The 20,100-nt window shown below is 51.3% G+C and carries 11 protein-coding genes; 9 read left to right on the top strand and 2 right to left on the bottom strand.

Going from position 1 to position 20,100, the window contains the following annotated elements; genetic code table 11:
* Positions 1-7: 7 nt before the first annotated feature.
* On the bottom strand, positions 8-718 hold the full coding sequence (locus HF894_RS06240; RefSeq protein ID WP_072546681.1) for a tRNA threonylcarbamoyladenosine dehydratase: 711 nt from the start codon (positions 716-718) through the stop codon (positions 8-10).
* Positions 718-2,850 carry a cation:proton antiporter gene (locus tag HF894_RS06235; RefSeq protein ID WP_204971463.1) on the bottom strand — a complete coding sequence of 711 codons (2,133 nt, stop codon included), beginning with the start codon at positions 2,848-2,850 and terminating at the stop codon, positions 718-720. Before HF894_RS06235 ends, HF894_RS06240 begins: the two co-directional genes overlap by 1 nt.
* 308 nt (positions 2,851-3,158) lie before the next feature.
* Here HF894_RS06235 and HF894_RS06230 point away from each other — a divergent pair, with 308 nt between their 5' ends.
* The 9 genes from HF894_RS06230 (at position 3,159) to HF894_RS06190 (ending at position 20,099) form a co-directional block, all read left to right on the top strand.
* Positions 3,159-4,166, top strand: coding sequence for an aspartate-semialdehyde dehydrogenase (locus HF894_RS06230; protein ID WP_204971462.1), 1,008 nt, complete (start codon positions 3,159-3,161; stop codon positions 4,164-4,166).
* Between the two features lie 159 nt (positions 4,167-4,325).
* Positions 4,326-5,174: a hypothetical protein gene (locus tag HF894_RS06225; RefSeq protein ID WP_075318349.1), complete on the top strand. Its 849-nt coding sequence runs from the start codon at positions 4,326-4,328 to the stop codon at positions 5,172-5,174.
* A gap of 447 nt (positions 5,175-5,621) precedes the next feature.
* Positions 5,622-8,963, top strand: coding sequence for a SusC/RagA family TonB-linked outer membrane protein (locus tag HF894_RS06220; RefSeq protein WP_204971461.1), 3,342 nt, complete (start codon positions 5,622-5,624; stop codon positions 8,961-8,963).
* 18 nt (positions 8,964-8,981) lie between these two features.
* On the top strand, positions 8,982-10,703 hold the full coding sequence (locus tag HF894_RS06215; protein WP_204971460.1) for a RagB/SusD family nutrient uptake outer membrane protein: 1,722 nt from the start codon (positions 8,982-8,984) through the stop codon (positions 10,701-10,703).
* A 186-nt stretch (positions 10,704-10,889) separates the two neighbouring features.
* Positions 10,890-12,059, top strand: coding sequence for an exo-beta-N-acetylmuramidase NamZ family protein (locus tag HF894_RS06210; protein ID WP_204971459.1), 1,170 nt, complete (start codon positions 10,890-10,892; stop codon positions 12,057-12,059).
* A gap of 93 nt (positions 12,060-12,152) precedes the next feature.
* On the top strand, positions 12,153-13,622 hold the full coding sequence (locus HF894_RS06205) for a sodium:solute symporter (RefSeq protein WP_204971458.1): 1,470 nt from the start codon (positions 12,153-12,155) through the stop codon (positions 13,620-13,622).
* Between the two features lie 17 nt (positions 13,623-13,639).
* Positions 13,640-16,723, top strand: coding sequence for a golvesin C-terminal-like domain-containing protein (locus HF894_RS06200; protein ID WP_204971457.1), 3,084 nt, complete (start codon positions 13,640-13,642; stop codon positions 16,721-16,723).
* A 28-nt stretch (positions 16,724-16,751) separates the two neighbouring features.
* Positions 16,752-18,614 (top strand): outer membrane protein assembly factor BamB family protein, encoded by a 1,863-nt coding sequence (locus HF894_RS06195; RefSeq protein ID WP_204971456.1) that lies wholly within the window; start codon positions 16,752-16,754, stop codon positions 18,612-18,614.
* Between the two features lie 30 nt (positions 18,615-18,644).
* A complete protein-coding gene (locus HF894_RS06190) occupies positions 18,645-20,099 on the top strand; it encodes a glycosyltransferase family 2 protein (RefSeq protein WP_075318342.1) in 1,455 nt (484 codons plus the stop codon).
* The last annotated feature ends 1 nt before the right edge of the window (position 20,100 follow it).

Genomic DNA, 20,100 nt, shown 5'->3' with positions numbered 1-20,100 from the left:
TTTATTATTATAGCCGGCGGATGACGTACTCCGCCAGGTAACAGCCGAAGACGGCGGGCATGTAGCTCACCGTGCCGCAGGTCGATTTCTTGTTTCGTTCGTCGTCGGTCAGAAGCACGGCCTTGGGGTCGGCCTGCTCGGTGCTGAACACAACGGGGAGTTTGTGACGGATGCCCATCTTCTGCAACCGCTTGCGCACGGCCTTGCTCAGGCCGCAATGGTAGGTGTCCCAGATATCGGCAAAGCGTATCTGCGTGATGTCGCTCTTGGCGCCCGCGCCCATGCTGGATACAATCTTGATGCGCCGCCTCAGGGCCTCGGCTATCAGGTGGCATTTGGGGGCCAGGGTGTCGATGGCATCGACCACAAAGTCGTAGCGGGCGGCATCGAGCAGCTGGGGGATGTTCTCGTCCTTGAGGAAAACGGGCAGGACGGTGAGCTCCACCTCGGGGTTGATGTCGCGGAAACGGGCGGCGAGGACTTCGACCTTGGGCTGCCCCAACGTGGAGTGCAGGGCCGGAAGCTGGCGGTTGATGTTGGTGGGCTGGACGGTGTCGGCATCGACCAGCGTCAGGCGACCTACCCCCGCACGGCAAAGCATTTCGGCCGCATAGGCTCCCACACCTCCCACACCAACGACCAGTACATGAGCCTGGCGCAGGCGTTCACTCTTTTCTTCGCCCAACAGCAGGCGCGTACGTTGTTTCCAGTCTTCCATCAGTTTTCCTTTTTAAACCATTTATAGAACCACCGGCCCACCTTCTCGTAGTGCTGACTCTCGTTACTGCCCTGCGGATTGGAAAACGACAAGGCATCCTGCGGGTCGCCCAGCTGGTCGGGATACAGGACGATGAGGCTGTTATTCGTGAAGTAACGGCCCAACTGGCTGGGCAGTTTCTCGAACGAGCTGTCGTAGGAGATGGAGCCGCGGCGGGCGCTGATAACCACTAGCAGGTGGTCGTAGTTCACCTGGCCGGTCAGGAGCAGCAGGTCTTCCCACTCGTCGAGGCGGGAGAACTCGGTCAGTGTATTGCTATGCTTCTTCTTGACCAGGGCCTGAAGCAGGTTGCCCGTCTGTTCGTTGGCAAAGAAGTGGACGCGGCATCCCAGCGTAGTGCCCATGCGGCAGAAGTGGTCCACCCACTTCTGGAAGCCGGCCTCGTATTCGGCCTTGGGCGGCACGGCCACGATGATGCGCCGCAGGGTATTGATGGGTATCAGGAAGCGGGCCACCATCACCTCGCGATGAAGTCCTTTGAGCAGGCTCTCGGTCAGCATACCGAAGAAGGAATCCACGATGTTCACCTTCCAGTGGAGGCCGATGATGACATCCGTAGCTCCATGCTCCTTGGCTGTGTGAATGATGCCCGCGGCAATGTTCAGGTCGTAGCGGCTGATGCACTTCAGCTCCACACCCGCCGAAGCGGTGATTTTGGCCGCACGCTCCAGGTAGCGCTTGCCCTGCTGCTCGAGGGCTTCGGTGCCCGAGTGATCGTTGATGACGTTCAGAGCCAGCAGGTTGTCCTTCTGCTTGGGGTCGCGGATGACGAGCGACAGGTTCATCAGGTATTCGATGGTATTGGGATTGGCCACAGGTATCAGAATCTTTTCGGGCTCGCGCGAACGGTCTTCCTCAGGATGGGCCTCGCCCATGGCCATCTTGCGCGCCGCCCGCTCGGTGGTGAAGGAGCTGACGATGCAGGTGACGAGGATGAGGAGTACCGTGCCGTTGAGCACGTCTTCGTTGAGCAGACGGCTACCATCGGGCAGGATGATGTTGTAGCCCACCAGCACCGCCGCCAGCGTAGCCGCCGCCTGTGCGTTACTCAGGCCGAACATCAGTTCGCGTTCGAGTACCGACATGCGGTATATCTTCTGCGTCAGCCACGAAGCAATCCACTTGCCGCCCAACGCCACCACAATCATCACGCCCGCCACCTTCAGAGCATCACCGCCGCCAAAGATGACTTTGACATCAATCAGCATGCCCACGCCTATCAGGAAATAGGGGATGAACAGCGCATTGCCCACAAACTCCAGATGGCTCATCAGCGGCGACACGTGGGGAATGAGACGGTTCAACACCAGACCTACGAGGAAAGCCCCCAGGATGCCTTCCATGCCGATGAGTTCCATCAGTCCCGCGCCGAGGAACACCATGGCCAGGACGAAGATGTATTGCATCACATTATCGTCGTAGCGGCGGAAGAACCAACGCCCGACGCGCGGCAGGAAGTACATAATGAGCATGGCCAGCACCACGAAGCGCAGCACCAGCCAAAGCCAGAAGAGGCCGCCCGCCTCGCCCTTGAACACACCGCTGATGACGGCCAGCACGAGCAACGTCAGCGTATCGGTGACGGCCGTACCGCCCACGGCGATGCTCACACTACGCTGGCGCGAGATGCCGTAACGGATGACGATAGGATAGGCCACCAGCGTATGCGAGGCATACATACTGGCCAGCAGGATAGAAGTGATGAGGCTGTACTTGAGCAAGAGCACATTGGTCACCATACCGATGCTGATGGGGATGATGAAAGCCAGCAAGCCCAACGCCACCGCTTTGCCACGGTTCTTCTTGAAGTCGGCCATGTTCATCTCCAAGCCCGCCAGAAACATGATATAGTAAACACCTACCTTGCCAAAAAGCTCGAAACTGCTGTCGCGCACCAGGATGTTGAACCCATGCTCACCGATGGCCAGTCCGGCTAGAATCATGCCGATGATGTGGGGGATGCGCAACTTGGTCAGTAGGATAGGCGCAAACAAAATGATGAGCAGTACAAGGAGGAAAATCCATGTAGGGTCGGTTATGGGAAGTTTCAAACTGAGGTCTAACCAGTTCATAGGCTTGCGTCATTTAAAATTCTTGTGCAAAAATAGCAAAAAACTTTTCACTTCCTACCACCCGCTCCACCTACTTTCAGGAAAACGCCCTCTTTTCTTTGATGGAAAGCGATGCTTTCCGAAGGCGAAAGCACCGTTTTCCAAGGACGAAAGCAATGTTTTCCGTCACCCGCCGCCAGAAGTCCCTACAAGCAAGGTATGTTTTTATCAAAAAATAAAAACGACTTCTGTGGTTATAATCGCAGAATGTTGTAAATTTGCGCCTTGAATTGACTTTTTTATAAACCACTTAAAACAAAGAAAAAGAAATGAAAGTAGCAATTGTTGGAGCAAGCGGAGCCGTGGGACAAGAATTCCTGCGTGTGCTCGATGAAAGAAATTTCCCGTTGGACGAGTTAGTTTTGTTCGGTTCTAAACGCAGCGCCGGTACCAAATATACCTTCCGCGGCAAACAGATCGAGGTCAAACTCTTGCAGCACAACGATGACTTTAAAGGTGTGGACATCGCTTTCACTTCCGCAGGCGCAGGCACATCGAAAGAGTTCGCCGAAACCATCACCAAATACGGAGCCGTGATGATAGACAACTCCAGCGCCTTCCGCATGGACGCCGACGTACCCCTGGTAGTGCCCGAAGTCAACGCCGCCGACGCCAAGGACCGTCCGCGCGGCATCATCGCCAACCCCAACTGTACTACCATCCAGATGGTCGTTGCCCTGAAAGCCATCGAACAGCTTTCGCACATCAAGACCGTACACGTAGCCACCTATCAGGCAGCCAGCGGTGCCGGAGCCGCCGCCATGGACGAGCTGTACACCCAATACCGCCAGGTGCTGGCCGGCGAACCTGTCACCGTCGAGAAATTCGCCTACCAGCTGGCCTTCAACCTCATCCCTCAGATTGATGTCTTCACCGACAACGGCTATACGAAGGAAGAGATGAAGATGTACAACGAAACGCGCAAAATCATGCACTCCGACGTCAAGGTGAGCGCCACCTGCGTCCGCGTACCCGCCCTGCGCTCCCACTCCGAGAGCATCTGGGTGGAAACCGAACGCCCCATCTCCGTCGAAGAGGCTCGCGAAGCTTTCAGCAAGGGCGAAGGACTGGTGCTGATGGACAACCCCGCCGAAAAGGAATACCCCATGCCGCTCTTCTTGGCCGGCAAGGATCCCGTCTACGTAGGCCGCATCCGCAAGGACCTGACCAACGATTGCGGACTGACCTTCTGGATTGTAGGCGACCAAATCAAGAAGGGAGCCGCCCTGAATGCCGTCCAGATTGCCGAATATCTGATCAAGGAGAACGCCCTCTAAAAGAAATCGCAATAGTTCAAAAGCTCCCGGCTTTTCCTCACGAAGAAGCTGGGAGTTTTTTAGTTTGAATCCCTATAATTTGAAAAGAAACCTTTAAAGAGGAATAGGAATATCTAAAAAAAACTATATATTTGTACGTAAATCTAAAACGACCATACCATGAAATTAATAGCTGAAAGCGGTTCAACTCGGACAGAGTGGGTTTTAGTCGAGGATAACAACTTGATACAAAGAGCCTTTACTGAAGGCCTCAACCCTTTCTTCCAAACCCGACGCGAGATCAGCCGAAGCGTACGGCTGGGACTGCCTGAGCTATTTTTCAAGAAAAAATTGGAGCAGGTATATTTTTACGGAGCCGGATGTTCCTCCCATGAAAAGAAAAACATATTGGGTGCATCACTTGTAGCCCAATTTAAGACCCCCATCCAGGTAGAAAGCGACCTGTTGGCTGCCGCCCGAGGCCTCTTCAAGTGTGAAGCAGGCATAGCATGCATTCTTGGAACAGGCTCTAATTCATGTTTCTATGATGGAAAAATCATTGCCAAAAACGTCAAAGCGGGTGGTTACATCTTGGGAGATGAGGGCAGTGGAGCTGTTATGGGCAAGCACTTTCTGTCCGACGTATTAAAAGGCCTTGCTCCCAAAGACATCACGAATGATTTCTACGACAAGTTCCGCATCAACGCCAACGAAGTAATGGAGTCTGTTTACAACCGTCCCTTCCCAAACCGCTTTCTAGCCACTGTTTCTTATTTCTTAGCAGACTATCTGAATGAAGACTACGTCTACAACCTCATTACCAGCAATCTACGCAGCTTCTTTACACGCAATGTCTGCCAATACGACTATCAAAACTACCCTGTCCGCTTTGTTGGCTCGCTCGCCCACTATTATGCCGAGTTGTTACGTGAAACAGCCAAAGAATTTGGTATCGACCTAAAAACAATAGAAGAAACTTCCATCAACGGTCTGATAGAATACCATGCAATGAATAGAGAAGAGGTATAATACAATACCCCCACACGACAAATCCCTATAAGAGAGCTATTTTCTACAACACCATACCCACATCTGTCTATCAAGATATTCACAATTTTACAGGTCAGAAAACACATCGTGCCATTGTTTAAAAAAACATAAAAACATGTATCCGATACTTAAATAAGGCAAGAATAATGTTTCATTTAAAAAAAAATAAAATACCTTTGTTGAGACACAAAAGAAAATGTGAACCCATATTATAAACATTTTCTGATTTAGAAACAACAATTAACAAGTTAACCCTTAAAAACAATGTGCCTATGAATATAAATAAGAGGACTTTTTACAAATCAACCTGATTCGTTCAATATCAGGAACAGCACTTATTCACAGGACAGGCAAGCAATTATCCGCCATTTTGGAATACAACCTTGTCAGACCCTTATTACCAACCAACTTAAAATCCTTTCTTTTATGAATGAAGATCACAAACAAACGAGATTTACCTACAGAGGTAAACTTCTCACTGCAGCAGCCATATGTGGCACACTGCTCTTCGGCAATGGACAAATCTATGCCATCCCTACCATTCCAAGTCAAAACTTAGGGATTACAGAACAAATGCAAACAATAACCGTAAACGGACTGGTAACTGACCACAACGGAGAACCTATTATTGGCGCAAATGTTCTGGAAAAAGGAACCAGCAACGGTAGCCTGACAGACATAAACGGAAAATTCACCTTGAACGTACAACAGGGAGCCATCCTGCAAATATCATTCATCGGGTACAAATCACAAGAAATCAAAGTTCAACAAAGCACCATCAAAGTCATACTTACGGAAGACAATGAAATGTTGGACGAAGTTGTGGTCGTAGGTTACGGTTCACAAAAGAAAGTCAATGTAACAGGTGCTGTTTCTACAGTAGATGTAAATAAAGCATTGGAAGCCAAGCCCCAAATGGATGTAACCAAAGCTTTACAAGGTGTAGTTCCCGGCTTGACTATTCTGAATACACAAGGAGGTATTAATGAGCAGCCGAGTATGACAATTCGTGGTGTAGGTACACTGAGTAATAGCGAAACCAGTAACCCCTTGATTATCGTCGATGGTGTACCCTTGGATGACCTTTCGCTCATCAATCCACAAGACATAGCTAGCGTTTCCGTTCTAAAAGACGCTGCCTCTACCTCCATATACGGCTCGCGCGCAGCTTTTGGTGTGGTATTAATCACAACCAAACAAGGTACTAAAAAAGATAAATTTACGATTAACTACTCTAACAATTTTGCATGGAGCACTCCAAGCATTTTGCCTGACTATGCAGACGTACCATCCCAATTAAGAGCTTTAATTGAAGTCAACGAACGTAATGGTACAGATCCCGAATTATTTGGTATGTATTTGGACAAGATGCTCCCCTATGCCGAAGCCTGGCAAGAACAACACGGCCATAAAAAAGCTGGATATCGTGAAATGCAGCCCTTCCAAAGTATGGATAATGTAGGAGACTATTACTTGGATCCTACAACAGGTACTGCCATGTTCTATGCTGATTGGGATGTCGTAGGCATTATGTATCAAAATTGGGCCCCCTCACAAAGTCATAACGTAAATGTACAGGGTACCAGCGGGAAAACAACCTACTATCTATCTGTTGGTTATGACAAGAAAGAAGGACAACTCAACTTTAATCCAGACCAACTGAAACGTTACAATGTAAACGCAAATATCACCTCTGACGTAACCGACTGGTTACAAATTGGTGGTAGATTCAATTTCACAGATCGTACTTATACAGAACCGAATACACGTCGTACTCCCTATCAATATATGTGGAGATGGGGAAGTTTCTTTGAACCATTGGGTACCATCAACGGTACAGACTTGCGCAATACCATTATGTATCTGAAGCAAGCTGGTGACACAGAAACCTCTACTAACTATGTCCGCATGACAGGTTTTGCAAAAGCAAAACTAGCTAAAGGCTTGACCGTAAACGCAGACTATACTTATAACGTAAAAAATCTTTTCCAAGATATGGTAGGTCTGCCGGTTTCAGGATATAATACATGGGGTAATATGTCCGCTCCAACAGATATCCAAACCGACTCTTATCTGCAGCAACAAAGCGAAAAGACGACTTCTTATGCTTTTAACCTCTATGCCAATTATGAATTTACCTTGGCCAATAAACATAACTTTAACATTATGGTCGGTGGTAATGCAGAAGGAGAAGAATACTATTGGCATCGTTCTAAGAGAGAAGGCTTACTGAATCCAGATCAGCCCGAATTCAATCTGTCCAATGGAACACAAACGGTTAGCGGACGTCATATCCACTCTGCTACAGCAGGTTATTTCGGCCGAATCAATTACAACTGGAATGAAATCTGGTTATTGGAATTGAACGGCCGCCTCGACGGTTCTTCATCTTTCCCCTCCAGTGACCGCTGGGCTTTCTTTCCGTCAGGTTCATTAGGTTACCGTTTTAGCCAAGAAGGTTACTTCGACAATCTGCGTAATATCATCAGCAATGGTAAGCTCCGTGCTTCTTTCGGAGAAATCGGTAATGAAGCTGTCGGCGAAGACATGTTTATCTCAACCATCAATTCATTAAGCGATAGATATTGGCTGGGAAGTGACGGGACTTTTGTAAACATGTATGATACTCCATCGTTGGTATCCAGCACATTGACATGGGAACGTATCCGCACCTTTGATATCGGTTTGGATTTAGGTTTCATGAACAACGAACTGAATGTATCATTTGACTGGTATCAACGTAAAACATTGGATATGTTGGCTCCAGGTGTAACTCTGCCCGACATGTTGGGAACAACCGAGCCCTATACCAACGCAGGCTCACTCCGCACACGCGGTTGGGAATTGAACGTCAGCTGGAACAAGCGATTTGGTGACTTTACTGTATACGCAAACGGAAACCTTTCTGACTATAAAACAGTCGTAACTAACTGGAATAACCCAAGTGGTATCCTAAGCGATTACTTTAGCGGTAAGGTATATGGAGATATATATGGTTTTGAGACTGATCGTTATTTCACAAAAGACGACTTCACTTACGATGCCAACGGCAATCGTACAGGTTATGCACAAGGCGTAGCTAATCAAGATGGTCTTGTCAGTGGAGGTACATTTGAATATGGCCCCGGCGATATTAAATTCAAAGACTTAAACGGAGATGGAGTCATCGATGGCGGAAACGGTACTAAAGATGACATGGGTGACCTGAAAGTTATTGGTAACTCTACTCCTCGCTTCCAATATGGATTCCGCCTGGGAGGCTCATGGAAAGGTATTGATCTCGACATGTATTTCCAAGGCGTAGGTAAATGGGATCAGTGGTCAACAGGTGCATTCGTAATGCCATTCTCACGTGGTGCTGATGGTATCTATGCCAACCAAATGGATTACTGGACAGAAGAAAACACTGATGCTTTCTACCCACGTTTATATCCAGGCAACGGAAGTGGAGGAACAGTTTCTGGCATCGCAGATGGAAAGAACAACTTCTATCCTCAAAGTAAATATTTGATCGACCGTTCATACCTGCGTTTCAAGAACTTAACAGTAGGTTATACCCTGCCTCAAGAATGGACTAAAAAATGTTTCATGCAGAAAGCACGTATCTATTTCACTGCTGAGAATCTTTGTGAGTTGATTAACAACAGTTATGCACCAGTAGACCCTGAAATCGATGCCAGCGATACGGGCAGCAACAGTAATGGTGTATGGGGACGTGTAGCACCGATCACACGTACCATCTCATTCGGACTCCAAGTAACATTCTAAACTTTAAAGACAAGAATCATGAAAAAGAAAACATTTTTATATAGTGCACTATTGCTTGGTTCGCTTTCATTGTCAAGCTGTACTGACATGCTCGATAAAGAACCACTCGACAAATTTACAGATAGTCCTTTATTCTGGAATAATCCATCCAGCGTAGAAGGTTATGCCGCCACTTTCTATAATTTATTCACTGGTTATGGAAATAGCGGTGGAAGTGGAGATTTCTATTTTACCTCTCTCAGTGACGATCAAATAGGTGCTGGATTCAAAAATTGGAAATACATCAATGTTCCTGCTTCGGACAGTAACTGGTCATCTACTTGGGATGAAATACGTCGCGCCAATGCCATGATCAGCTCCTTGACTACTCAAGCAACAGACATGGATGAGGCTACAAAAAACCATTGGATAGGTGTAGCACGCCTGATGCGTGGCTGGCAATATTGGGATTTGGTTCGTAAGTTCGGAGACTGTACATGGCTCGATCATGTACCCGACACAAATGATCCGTTACTGTATGCCGCGCGTGAGGATCGTGATGAAATCATGGACAAGGTTTTAGAGGACTTGAATTTTGCCTGCAACAACATCGAAGATGTCAATTCACAAACGACATGGTCACGCAACATGGCTAATGCCTTAAAATCCCAAATCTGCTTGTGGGAAGGTACTTTCCGCAAATATCGCACACAAGAAGAGAATGGAAAACCTGCTGATTTGGAAGGAGCCAATCGGTTCTTACAAGCTTGTGTAGAAGCCTGCGAACAAATCATGCCAGACTATACACTGGGTTCAGATATAGCCAGTTATCGTGCTATCTACAACTCTGAGACATTGTCAGGAAACTCCGAAATCATTTTCTACAAAGAATACAAGAAAGATTATTTCGGACACTCCACAATTAATTACACTTGTAGCAGTACTCAGATGGACGGTATCTCAAAAGATGCTTTCGACTCCTTCTTGTTCTTGGATGGAAAGACTGCGGCCAACACATCATATGACAATACAGATGCAGGTATCATGAAATTGTCAGCCAGCGATGGCGCTCAACATCTGAATATCCAAAACCTGTTGGAAGTACGCGACAAGCGTTTAGGTCAGATAATCGACTCTGTACTTTGTTACCAAGGCCATGCATGGCAACGCATTGCAGGCGGTATAGCCATGACAGCTTCCAGCGGCTATGGTATCTGTAAATTCGATAATGTAAACATTGATCCAACTTATCGTGAAACAGGTGGCAAGAACTACACATCAGCTCCACTCTATTGGTTGTCTGTAATTTACCTAGATTATGCCGAGGCAAAGGCTGAGTTAGGTACTATTACAAACGATGATCTGAACAAGACTATCAACAAACTGAAGAGTCGTGCTGGCCTTCCCTCTATCACGGTCGACGTTGCCGACGCAGGCGATAACGATATGGGTGTAAGCCCTCTGATTTGGGAAATCCGTCGTGAACGCCGTTGCGAACTGATGCTCGACAATGATTTCCGTTATTGGGACCTCATCCGCTGGCATCAACTTGACAAGTTGGATACCAGCAAGAATCCTGATATTCGACTGGGAGCCAACTATGTAAACGATCCAGAATGCGGATTGACACTGGATGGAAACTATGTAGACGGATATGGAAACAATGAACGTGTTTACGACAAAAAACATTACCTCTACCCGATACCTAGTGGACAAATTACCCTCAATCCAAACTTAGAACAAAATATTGGCTGGAAATAAGTGAACAGATAGTCAAAAGAACCCTACTGTACCAGCTACAGCGGGGTTCTTTTCTTACTATTTCCAATCTAACGTTACCTTAAACGAACCATTACCAACCTGTAAAATGATTGAATATGTATTCCTGACATAAGAATAATTCCTATCTTTGTAGAATGTGAAACAAAAAACAATCCACAGACAACCATGAAAAAAATTCTCATATTCTTATTGTCCATCCTATGCTGGTGCTACGAATGCCGAAGCCAAGAAGGCAGGATCATCCTCGGCGACGAGCAAACCTCCGAATACTTCCCCATTCTGAAGGGAAAACGGATTGCCGTTTTTTCTAATCACACGGGTATGATTGGCAACAAACACTTAGTGGATGTCTTGCTGGAGAACAAGTTCAACGTAGTGGCCATCTTCTCGCCCGAACATGGATTTCGAGGCAATGCCGATGCTGGAGAGCATGTATCAAGTTCTGTAGACTCAAAGACGGGAGTGCCCATCCTGTCGCTTTACGACGGCAAGCTGGGTAAACCAAGCGAACAATCCATGCGCAAATTCGACATCCTCATCGTCGACATCCAAGACGTGGGACTTCGCTACTACACCTACTACGCCTCCATGTGCCGCCTGATGGACGCCTGTGCCGAGTACAACCGCAAGATGCTGATACTCGACCGTCCCAATCCCAACGGACACTACGTGGACGGCCCGATACTGGACATGAAGCACAAGTCAGGCGTTGGCTGGCTGCCCATCCCCATTGTACATGGCATGACGCTAGGCGAACTGGCCCTGATGATCAACGGTGAGCGTTGGCTGCCTGCCTCTCGTGTGTGTGACGTGACCGTCATCCCCTGCAAGAACTACACGCACCAGACGATGTACAGGCTGCCCATCCCCCCATCGCCCAACCTTCCGAACATGAAATCCGTCTATCTGTACCCCTCGACCTGCTACTTCGAGGCAACGCCCGTCAGCCTGGGACGAGGAACAGACAAGCCTTTCCAAGTATATGGCCATCCTAACATGAAGGGCTACGATTTCAGCTTTACGCCACGTAGCGTGCCAGGCGCCAAAAAACCGCCTCAGCTCAACAAGTTGTGCTACGGCGTGGATCTAAGCAACATGAGCGATGAAGAGATTTGGAAACGGGGCGTGGATCTGACATACGTCATTGATGCCTACCGCAACCTGAATTTAGACGACCATTTCTTCCGTTCTTTCTTCGAAAAACTGGTAGGTGTGGATTACGTACGCAAAATGATTGAAGACGGAAAAAGCGCCGAAGAAATTAAGGCCATGTGGCAAGACGACGTGAAGAGATTCAAGGAGCAGCGCAAGCCCTATTTGCTCTACGAAGAATAACCAAAGAGAAAGCATTGTTTTTTCAACCCGAAAGCACTGTTTTCCGACCAGGAAAACGATGCTTTCCCAAACAAGAACAAAAGAATACTAAATATGACTACCGTTTGGATCATACTCGCTACCATCGCATGCTACTTCGCACTGCTATTCATCATTTCTTGGATAACAGGGCGCAAGGCTGACAATGCCGGCTTCTTTACAGGCAACCGCAAGTCGTCCTGGTACATGGTGACACTGGCCATGATTGGAGCTACCATCTCGGGCGTGACCTTCATTTCCGTACCTGGCGCCGTGCTGGCGGGCGGATATTCCTACATGCAGATGGTGCTGGGCTTCTTTGTAGGCTCCATCCTCGTGGCACTCGTACTGATACCTTTGTTTTACAAGATGAACCTGGTCAGCATCTATGGTTACTTGGAAAGTCGTTTCGGATTGGCCTCCTACCGTACAGGGGCGTGGTTCTTCTTCGTATCCAAGATGCTGGGGGCTTCTGTCCGCTTCTTTGTGGTGTGCGTCGTGTTGCAAACGCTGGTGTTCGCTCCCCTGCACGTGCCGTTCTCCCTCAACGTGGTGCTGACGGTGGCGCTCATCTGGCTCTATTCTTTCCAAGGCGGCGTGAAGTCCTTGATTTGGACAGACTCTCTGAAAACCCTCTGCCTCGTCGTGTCTGTCATCAGTTGCATCGTGGTCATCGCCAATAACCTGCAGATTAGTTTCGGCGAGCTTCCTGCGGCCGTGGCCAGTCATCCTACCAGCAAACTGTTCTTCTTCGACGACCCCAACGACGGCCGCTACTTCTGGAAGCAATTCATCGCTGGCATATTCATGATTATCGCCTGCACAGGCCTCGACCAGGACCTGATGCAACGCACCCTGAGCTGCAAGAACTTCCGCGAGTCGCAGAAGAACATGATTCTGAGCTCGTTCATCCAAATCTTCGTCATCGGCCTGTTTCTCGTATTGGGTACGCTGCTCTACATGTATGCCGACACCAACCTGAGCCAGGAAGGCCCGATAGCAGGCGACGCCCTGTTCGGCAAAGTGGCATGGAGCGAAGACTTTCCGCTCTTTATTGGCATCATCTTCATCATCGGGCTGATAGCTTCTGCCTATTCTGCCGCCGGCTCCGCCCTGACGGCGCTCACCACCTCGTTCACCATCGACATCCTGAAGGCAAACGAGAAACAAAACGACAAAGACCTGACCCTGACACGCAAACTGGTGCATTTCATCATGTCGCTGCTCATGGTGATTGTCATCGTCATCTTCTATGAACTGAACGACGACAGTGCCATCAACGCCGTCTATAGCCTTGCCGCCTACACGTACGGCCCCATCCTCGGCATGTTCATCTTCGGCATGGCCTGCAAGAAGCCTGTCCACGACCGATGGGTACCGCTGGTGGCCGTCGCTTCGCCCATCCTCTGCTACATCCTGCAAAGCCATAGCGAGGCATGGTTCGGCGGCTATCAGATCAGCTTCGAGCTGCTCATCATCAATGCACTGATTACAGCCCTTGGACTTTGCCTGCTTATTCAAAACAATAAAAACCGTTATAATTAACTTAACTCCAATCCACTATGCAAGCAAAACAATATATCTGGCCTGCTCTCTTCGCCGCTTCCCTCCTTCCACAGGCAGGAAGTGCACAAGAGCTTTCTATGGATATCCGACAACACATCGGAAAATATCTGGACGACATTGCTCGAAAGGAAGTTTCGATAGGACGCATCCAAATCGACTCCATAGCCGTCAGCGGAAAGACCTTGCAACTCTTTGCCAACATGAATTGCGCCTACATTCCTTTTCGAGAAAACAACGTGGCCGAAATATACGACGGTGTGCAACACCTGCTTCCCGCCGAATTTGCTTCGCACAAGCTGGAGATATATACCAACAAACGACGCATCGAGGAGCTTATTCCTCAAGCCTTGCGCAACAAGCCCGACAAGAAAGCCAAAACCTTTGCACCCGCGGTCGACAAGCCATTAGTGACCAGAGTATCCGAAGCCTATACGCCCACCAATGGACTCCACAACCGCCACATCGCGCTCTGGCAAAGCCATGGTTTCTACTACGAGCAGAAGCTGACACGCTGGGAGTGGCAACGTGCACGCATCTTCCAGACGGTGGAAGACCTCTACACGCAGAGTTACGTACTCCCCTTCCTCGTCCCCATGCTCGAGAATGCGGGTGCCAACGTACTACTCCCCCGCGAACGTGATTGCCAGCACGAAGAAGTCATCGTGGACAACGACGGTTATCTGGCCAGAGCCTCCCTCTATACAGAAACGAATGGCGATAAAGTATGGACCCAAGGCCAAGGAGAAGGCTTCGCACACCTGCACACACTATACACCGACTTCACCAATCCTTTCAAGGAAGGTACCTATCGCATGACCGAAACCATCAAGAAAGGAAAGGAAAGTACCGCTGAATGGATACCCGATATTCCTCAAAGCGGTCAATATGCCGTCTATGTATCCTATCAGACATTGCCCAACAGTACAGACGAGGCTCTCTATACCGTCTACCACAAGGGCGGTAGTACCCAATTCAAGGTGAACCAACAGATGGGTGGAGGTACCTGGATCTATCTGGGCACGTTCAGCTTCGACGCAGGCAAGCACAACTGCTATAAAGTAGTGCTGAGCAACCGCAGCTCCAAAGCAGGCAAAATCATCACTGCCGATGCCGTAAAGATTGGTGGAGGTATGGGCAACATTGCCCGCAGCCTTTCGGATAAAGGGAGTACCGAGAATCTGAAGAGTTCAGACAAGGCCGCCAATACGGACAACGGACAGAAGCAACAAGAAGTGATACAGCATTCAGCCGATATCCCCGCTATACCCAGTGGCTATCCACGCTTCTGTGAAGCTGCCCGCTACTGGTTGCAATGGGCCGGCATACCCGATAGTATCTATTCTGAAAGCAACGGACAGAACGACTATACCGACGACTACAAATGTCGTGGTATTTGGGTGAACTATCTGGCTGGAGGATCTTCTGTCAATCCAAACGAAAAAGGCTTGAACATCCCCATCGACCTGGCCTTCGCCTTCCATTCTGATGCAGGCACCACATTCAACGACTCTATCATCGGCACTTTGGGCATCTATCAGACAGATGCTTACAACGGCGTGTTTGCCAACGGGGCTTCCCGCTACTTGTCACACGACCTGACCGATCTCATCCAATCGAATATCGTCCGCGACGTCCGCACGCTCTACGAGCCGAAATGGAGTCGCCGCGGCATGTGGAACCAATCCTACTTCGAAGCACGCGTGCCACGCGTCCCCACCATGCTGCTCGAATTGCTCTCGCATCAGAACTTCGCCGACATGCGCTACGGCCTCGATCCGCGTTTCCGCTTTACAGTGAGCCGTGCCGTTTATAAGGGCATGTTACAGTTTATCTGCTCACAATATCACATGGATTACGTCGTACAACCGCTACCTGTCGACCACTTTGCCATCCGCAACGTAAGCGAGAACGAAATCGAACTCACTTGGCAGCCCGTAACCGACCCGCTGGAACCGACAGCCAATGCCGAGAAATACATCGTCTACACCCGCATCGGCGACGGCGATTTCGACAACGGTGTACTGGTAGACAAGAACAGCTATCGTACAACTCTCCCCGCAGGAATCGTTTGCAGCTTTAAGGTAACAGCTGTGAACAAAGGCGGCGAGAGCTTCCCCTCCGAGATTCTTTCTGCCGGTCGCGCCTTCCAACCTAAGGGTACAGTACTGGTAATTAACGGCTTCGACCGTATCAGCGCACCCGCAGACTTCGTGGCGCCTGCCCCCGCAGACACGCTGCTGGCAGGCTTCCTCGACGATGTTGACCACGGCGTCCCCTACGTAAAAGACATCAGCTACATCGGCAAGATGAAAGAATTCCGCCGCACAATTCCTTGGATGGACGACGATGCTTCAGGCTTCGGCGACAGCTACGGCAACTATGAAACGCAAGTTATTGCAGGAAATACATTCGACTACCCCGCCATACATGGTGCAGCTATTCTCCAGGCTGGTTATTCTTTCGTATCATGCAGCGACGAAACGGTGGAGGAAGGCTCCGTAAGTATGAACGACTACGCCTACGCCGATCTCATCCTGGGCAAGGAATGCCAAACCAAGATGGGACGTGGCGGCGTGAAACCGTTGAAGTTCAAAACCTTCAGCCAGCCCATGCAGCAGGCCATCACTGCCTACTGTCGGCAGGGCGGAAACCTCTTCGTCTCCGGCTCTTACGTCGGGACCGACCTGTGGAATAACCGCCTGACACAGCCCGACAAGGCCGACCTGAAGTTTGCCACCGAAGTACTGAAATACCAATGGCGTGTCAACCAGGCTGCCGCCGAAGGACGTGTCAAGAGCGTTGCCTCTCCTTTTGGCAAGCCGAACGGTGACTATCGTTTCCACAACGAACTGAACGCAGATTGTTACGTGGTGGAAGCCCCTGACGCCATCGAACCGGCCTCACCCGACGCCTGCACCTTCATGCGTTACTCGGAAAACAACCTCAGCGCCGGTATTGCCTACAGAGGTACCTACAAGACCTGCGTCTTGGGTTTCCCCTTCGAAACCCTCCGCACAGCTGAAGAACGGAACCGCCTGATGGAAGCCATCTTGACTTTCTTCGACGACGGAGAACAATAAATGATCCCAAACAAAACCTGAACAGATTATGAAACGAAATTGGCTCATCCTCCTACTACTGCTTATCTGCCTCGCCCCGCTGACGATGCAGGCCCAAAACAAATTCTTCCGCTTCGCACAGATTACGGACATCCACTTCGCACCCGGGAACCCCAACCCGACCGAAGACCTGCTGCGCACCGTCGCCCAAATCAACGCCACGGACAGCATCGACTTTGTGCTGGTAACGGGTGACTTGACCGACAATGGAGACCGCCTCTGCATGGAGCGCGTCAAGTCGTGCCTCGATCTGCTGAAAGCGCCCTACCACGTCGTCCTAGGCAACCACGAAACGAAGTGGAGCGAATCGGGCTGCACCGCCTTCGCCGACATCTACGGCGGCGAGCGCTTCGAGTTCATGCACAAGGGCTTCCTCTTCCTGGGCTTCAACTCGGGGCCGCTGATGCGCATGGCCTACGGACACGTGGTGCCACAAGACATCCGCTGGATGATCGCCGAAATGGAGAAGGCAGGCAAGGACACACCCGTCATCCTCGTCACACATTACCCCATGCTGGATGGCGACGTGGACAACTGGTACGACGTGACCGACGCCGTGCGCCCCTACAATGTCCGTCTCTTCATCGGAGGACACTACCATCGCAACCGCCAGCTGAGCTACGACGGCCTGCCAGGCATCCTGATGCGCAGCAACCTGCGCGATGCCGACGGCAAGCCGGGTTACGGCATCTACGAGGTGGGACCGGATTCCATCCGCGTTTTCACCCAACGCATCGGCGAACCGAAGCAGCAATGGGCCGCCATTTCGCTCACGCATTCCTACTATGACCATCAGGGAAGAGCCGAAAAATACCCTGACTATTCCGTCAACCAGGCGTATCCACAGGTGAAAGCCACCTGGACGGTGCAGACCGGTGTGGGCATCTACTGCTCGCCTGCCACGGACGGCGAACGAGTGTTCGTTGCCGACGATCTGGGCTGCCTGACCGCCTACAACCTGAAAAAAGGCAAACGTCTGTGGAGCTTCACCGCTGAAAGACGCATCGTGGGTACTCCGGCCGTAGCAGAAGGCGTAGTGGTGTTCGGCTCGGCCGACAAGCGCGTCTACGGCGTGAACGCCACGGATGGCAAACTGCTCTGGACGCTCGATGCCTCGGCACCCGTGCTGGGAGCCGCAGCCATCGCCGACGGTGCGGCCTACATCGGTGCCAGCGACCACACCTTCCGCGCCATCGACCTGAAGAGCGGCAAGCTGCTCTGGGCCTACACCGACGTGCAGGGTTATATTGAAACACGCCCGCTGCTGGCTGACGGCAAAGTCATCTTCGGTGCGTGGGACAACACGCTCTACGCCCTCGACCGACAGACAGGACGCGAGTGCTGGAAGTGGACACACGGCCTGTCGGGCATGCACTACTCGCCTGCCGCCGTATGGCCCGTGGAGGCTGACGACAAAGTGTTCATCGCCGACCCCAAACGTGCACTGACCGCCATCGACCTTCGGACGGGGAAAACCGTCTGGCGCACCTTCCAGTCACAGGTGCGTGAGAGCGTCGGCCTGTCCGAAGACGGACAGCGCGTCTACGCCAAGACCATGAACGACAGCATCGTCTGCTACGCAGCGCAGGGTGGTGAAGCCCGTCAACTCTGGGCCACGAACGCCGGCTTCGGCTACGAGCACGCCCCCTCCATGCTGCCCGAAAAGGACGGCATCGTCTACGCCAGTACCAACGACGGACTGGTGTGCGCTTTGGACGGAAAGACAGGCCGCATTATATGGCAGCACAAGGTAGGCAACTCACTCATCAACACCGTCGTTCCACTGGAAGGCCAGCGCGTGCTGGTCAGCAGCACAGACGGTACCGTCACACTGCTGCAAGCCAAGAAATAAGAAATGTATAACCGCTAAAAAATAACGATCATGAAACTGATTGACAGCTATCTCCTCTACACCGGAAACAGTGACATCGTACAAACCGTTGAAGGCCTGCAAGCCACCGGCCAGACCGGACAAATCATCCTCTTCGGCGCCGAAGCGCCCGCTGCCCTGCCCGCAGGCTGCGGCTTCCTCTCCGCCGCCGATCCCTTCGGCAGCCAGAGCCTGAAAGCCATCGCCGCACAGGCCGAAGCCCCCTACACCCTGCTCTACACCAAGGACACCATCCTCAGCCTGGGCATGTTCGCCCTGGAGCGCATGATGCGCATTCTGGAAGACAGCGGCGCCGCCATGGCCTACGCCGACCATTACCAGCTGAAGGACGGCCAGCAAACCATCGCCCCCGTCATCGACTACCAGCAAGGCTCGCTGCGCGACGACTTCGACTTCGGCTCCGTGCTCCTGCTCCGCACCGCCGCCCTGAAGGAAGCCGCCGCCCGCATGAAGACCGACTACCGCTTCGCCGGGCTCTACGACCTGCGCCTGAAGCTGTCGCAACGCGGCGAGCTGGTACACATCAACGAATACCTCTACACCGAAGTGGAGAACGACACCCGACGCAGCGGCGAGAAAATCTTCGACTACGTGGATCCGAAGAACCGCAACCGCCAGCTGGAGATGGAAGCAGCCTGCACCGAACACCTGAAGGAAGTGGGCGGCTACCTGAAGCCTGAGTTCGAACACATCGAGTTCGACCGCGGCGACTTTGAGTACGAAGCATCGGTCATCATCCCCGTGCGTAACCGCATCCGCACCATCCGCGACGCCATCCGCTCGGTGCTCTCGCAGCAGGCCGACTTCAAGTTCAACCTCATCGTCATCGACAACCACTCCACCGACGGCACCACCGAAGCCATCGACGAGTTCAACAGTGACCCGCGCCTCATCCACCTCATCCCCGAGCGCAACGACTTGGGCATCGGCGGCTGCTGGAACCTGGGCGTACACCACCCGTGCTGCGGCAAGTTCGCCGTACAGCTGGACAGCGACGACGTCTACAAGGACGAGCACACGCTGGCCACGATGGTGCGCGCCTTCTACGAGCAGAACTGCGCAATGGTCGTAGGCACCTACATGATGACCAACTTCGACATGCAGATGATTCCGCCCGGCATCATCGACCACCGCGAATGGACGCCCGAAAACGGCCGCAACAACGCCCTGCGCATCAACGGGCTGGGAGCGCCCCGAGCCTTCTACACCCCCGTGCTGCGCGAGGTGAAGGTGCCCAACACCAGCTACGGCGAAGACTACGCGCTGGGCCTCGCCTTCTCGCGCCGCTTCCAGATAGGCCGTGTCTACGACGTCGTCTACCTCTGCCGCCGCTGGGACGACAACTCCGACGCCTCGCTCGACGTGGTGAAGATGAACGCCCACAACCTCTACAAGGACCGCATCCGCACCTGGGAGCTACAGGCACGCATCGCGCTGAACAGGTAGC

Origin of the sequence: Caecibacteroides pullorum, from assembly GCF_019239235.1 — a bacterium.
GTDB lineage: Bacteria > Bacteroidota > Bacteroidia > Bacteroidales > Bacteroidaceae > Bacteroides > Bacteroides pullorum.
Note: the sequence above shows the minus strand (reverse complement) of the source record. Positions and strands in the feature narration are given on the sequence as shown.

Excerpts from the sequence above, each read along its gene's own strand:
- HF894_RS06240 (WP_072546681.1), bottom strand. The coding sequence starts at position 718 with ATGGAAGACTGGAAACAACGTACGCGCCTGCTGTTGGGCGAAGAAAAG.
- HF894_RS06235 (WP_204971463.1), bottom strand. The coding sequence starts at position 2,850 with ATGAACTGGTTAGACCTCAGTTTGAAACTTCCCATAACCGACCCTACA.
- HF894_RS06230 (WP_204971462.1), top strand. The coding sequence starts at position 3,159 with ATGAAAGTAGCAATTGTTGGAGCAAGCGGAGCCGTGGGACAAGAATTC.
- HF894_RS06225 (WP_075318349.1), top strand. The coding sequence starts at position 4,326 with ATGAAATTAATAGCTGAAAGCGGTTCAACTCGGACAGAGTGGGTTTTA.
- HF894_RS06220 (WP_204971461.1), top strand. The coding sequence starts at position 5,622 with ATGAATGAAGATCACAAACAAACGAGATTTACCTACAGAGGTAAACTT.
- HF894_RS06215 (WP_204971460.1), top strand. The coding sequence starts at position 8,982 with ATGAAAAAGAAAACATTTTTATATAGTGCACTATTGCTTGGTTCGCTT.
- HF894_RS06210 (WP_204971459.1), top strand. The coding sequence starts at position 10,890 with ATGAAAAAAATTCTCATATTCTTATTGTCCATCCTATGCTGGTGCTAC.
- HF894_RS06205 (WP_204971458.1), top strand. The coding sequence starts at position 12,153 with ATGACTACCGTTTGGATCATACTCGCTACCATCGCATGCTACTTCGCA.
- HF894_RS06200 (WP_204971457.1), top strand. The coding sequence starts at position 13,640 with ATGCAAGCAAAACAATATATCTGGCCTGCTCTCTTCGCCGCTTCCCTC.
- HF894_RS06195 (WP_204971456.1), top strand. The coding sequence starts at position 16,752 with ATGAAACGAAATTGGCTCATCCTCCTACTACTGCTTATCTGCCTCGCC.
- HF894_RS06190 (WP_075318342.1), top strand. The coding sequence starts at position 18,645 with ATGAAACTGATTGACAGCTATCTCCTCTACACCGGAAACAGTGACATC.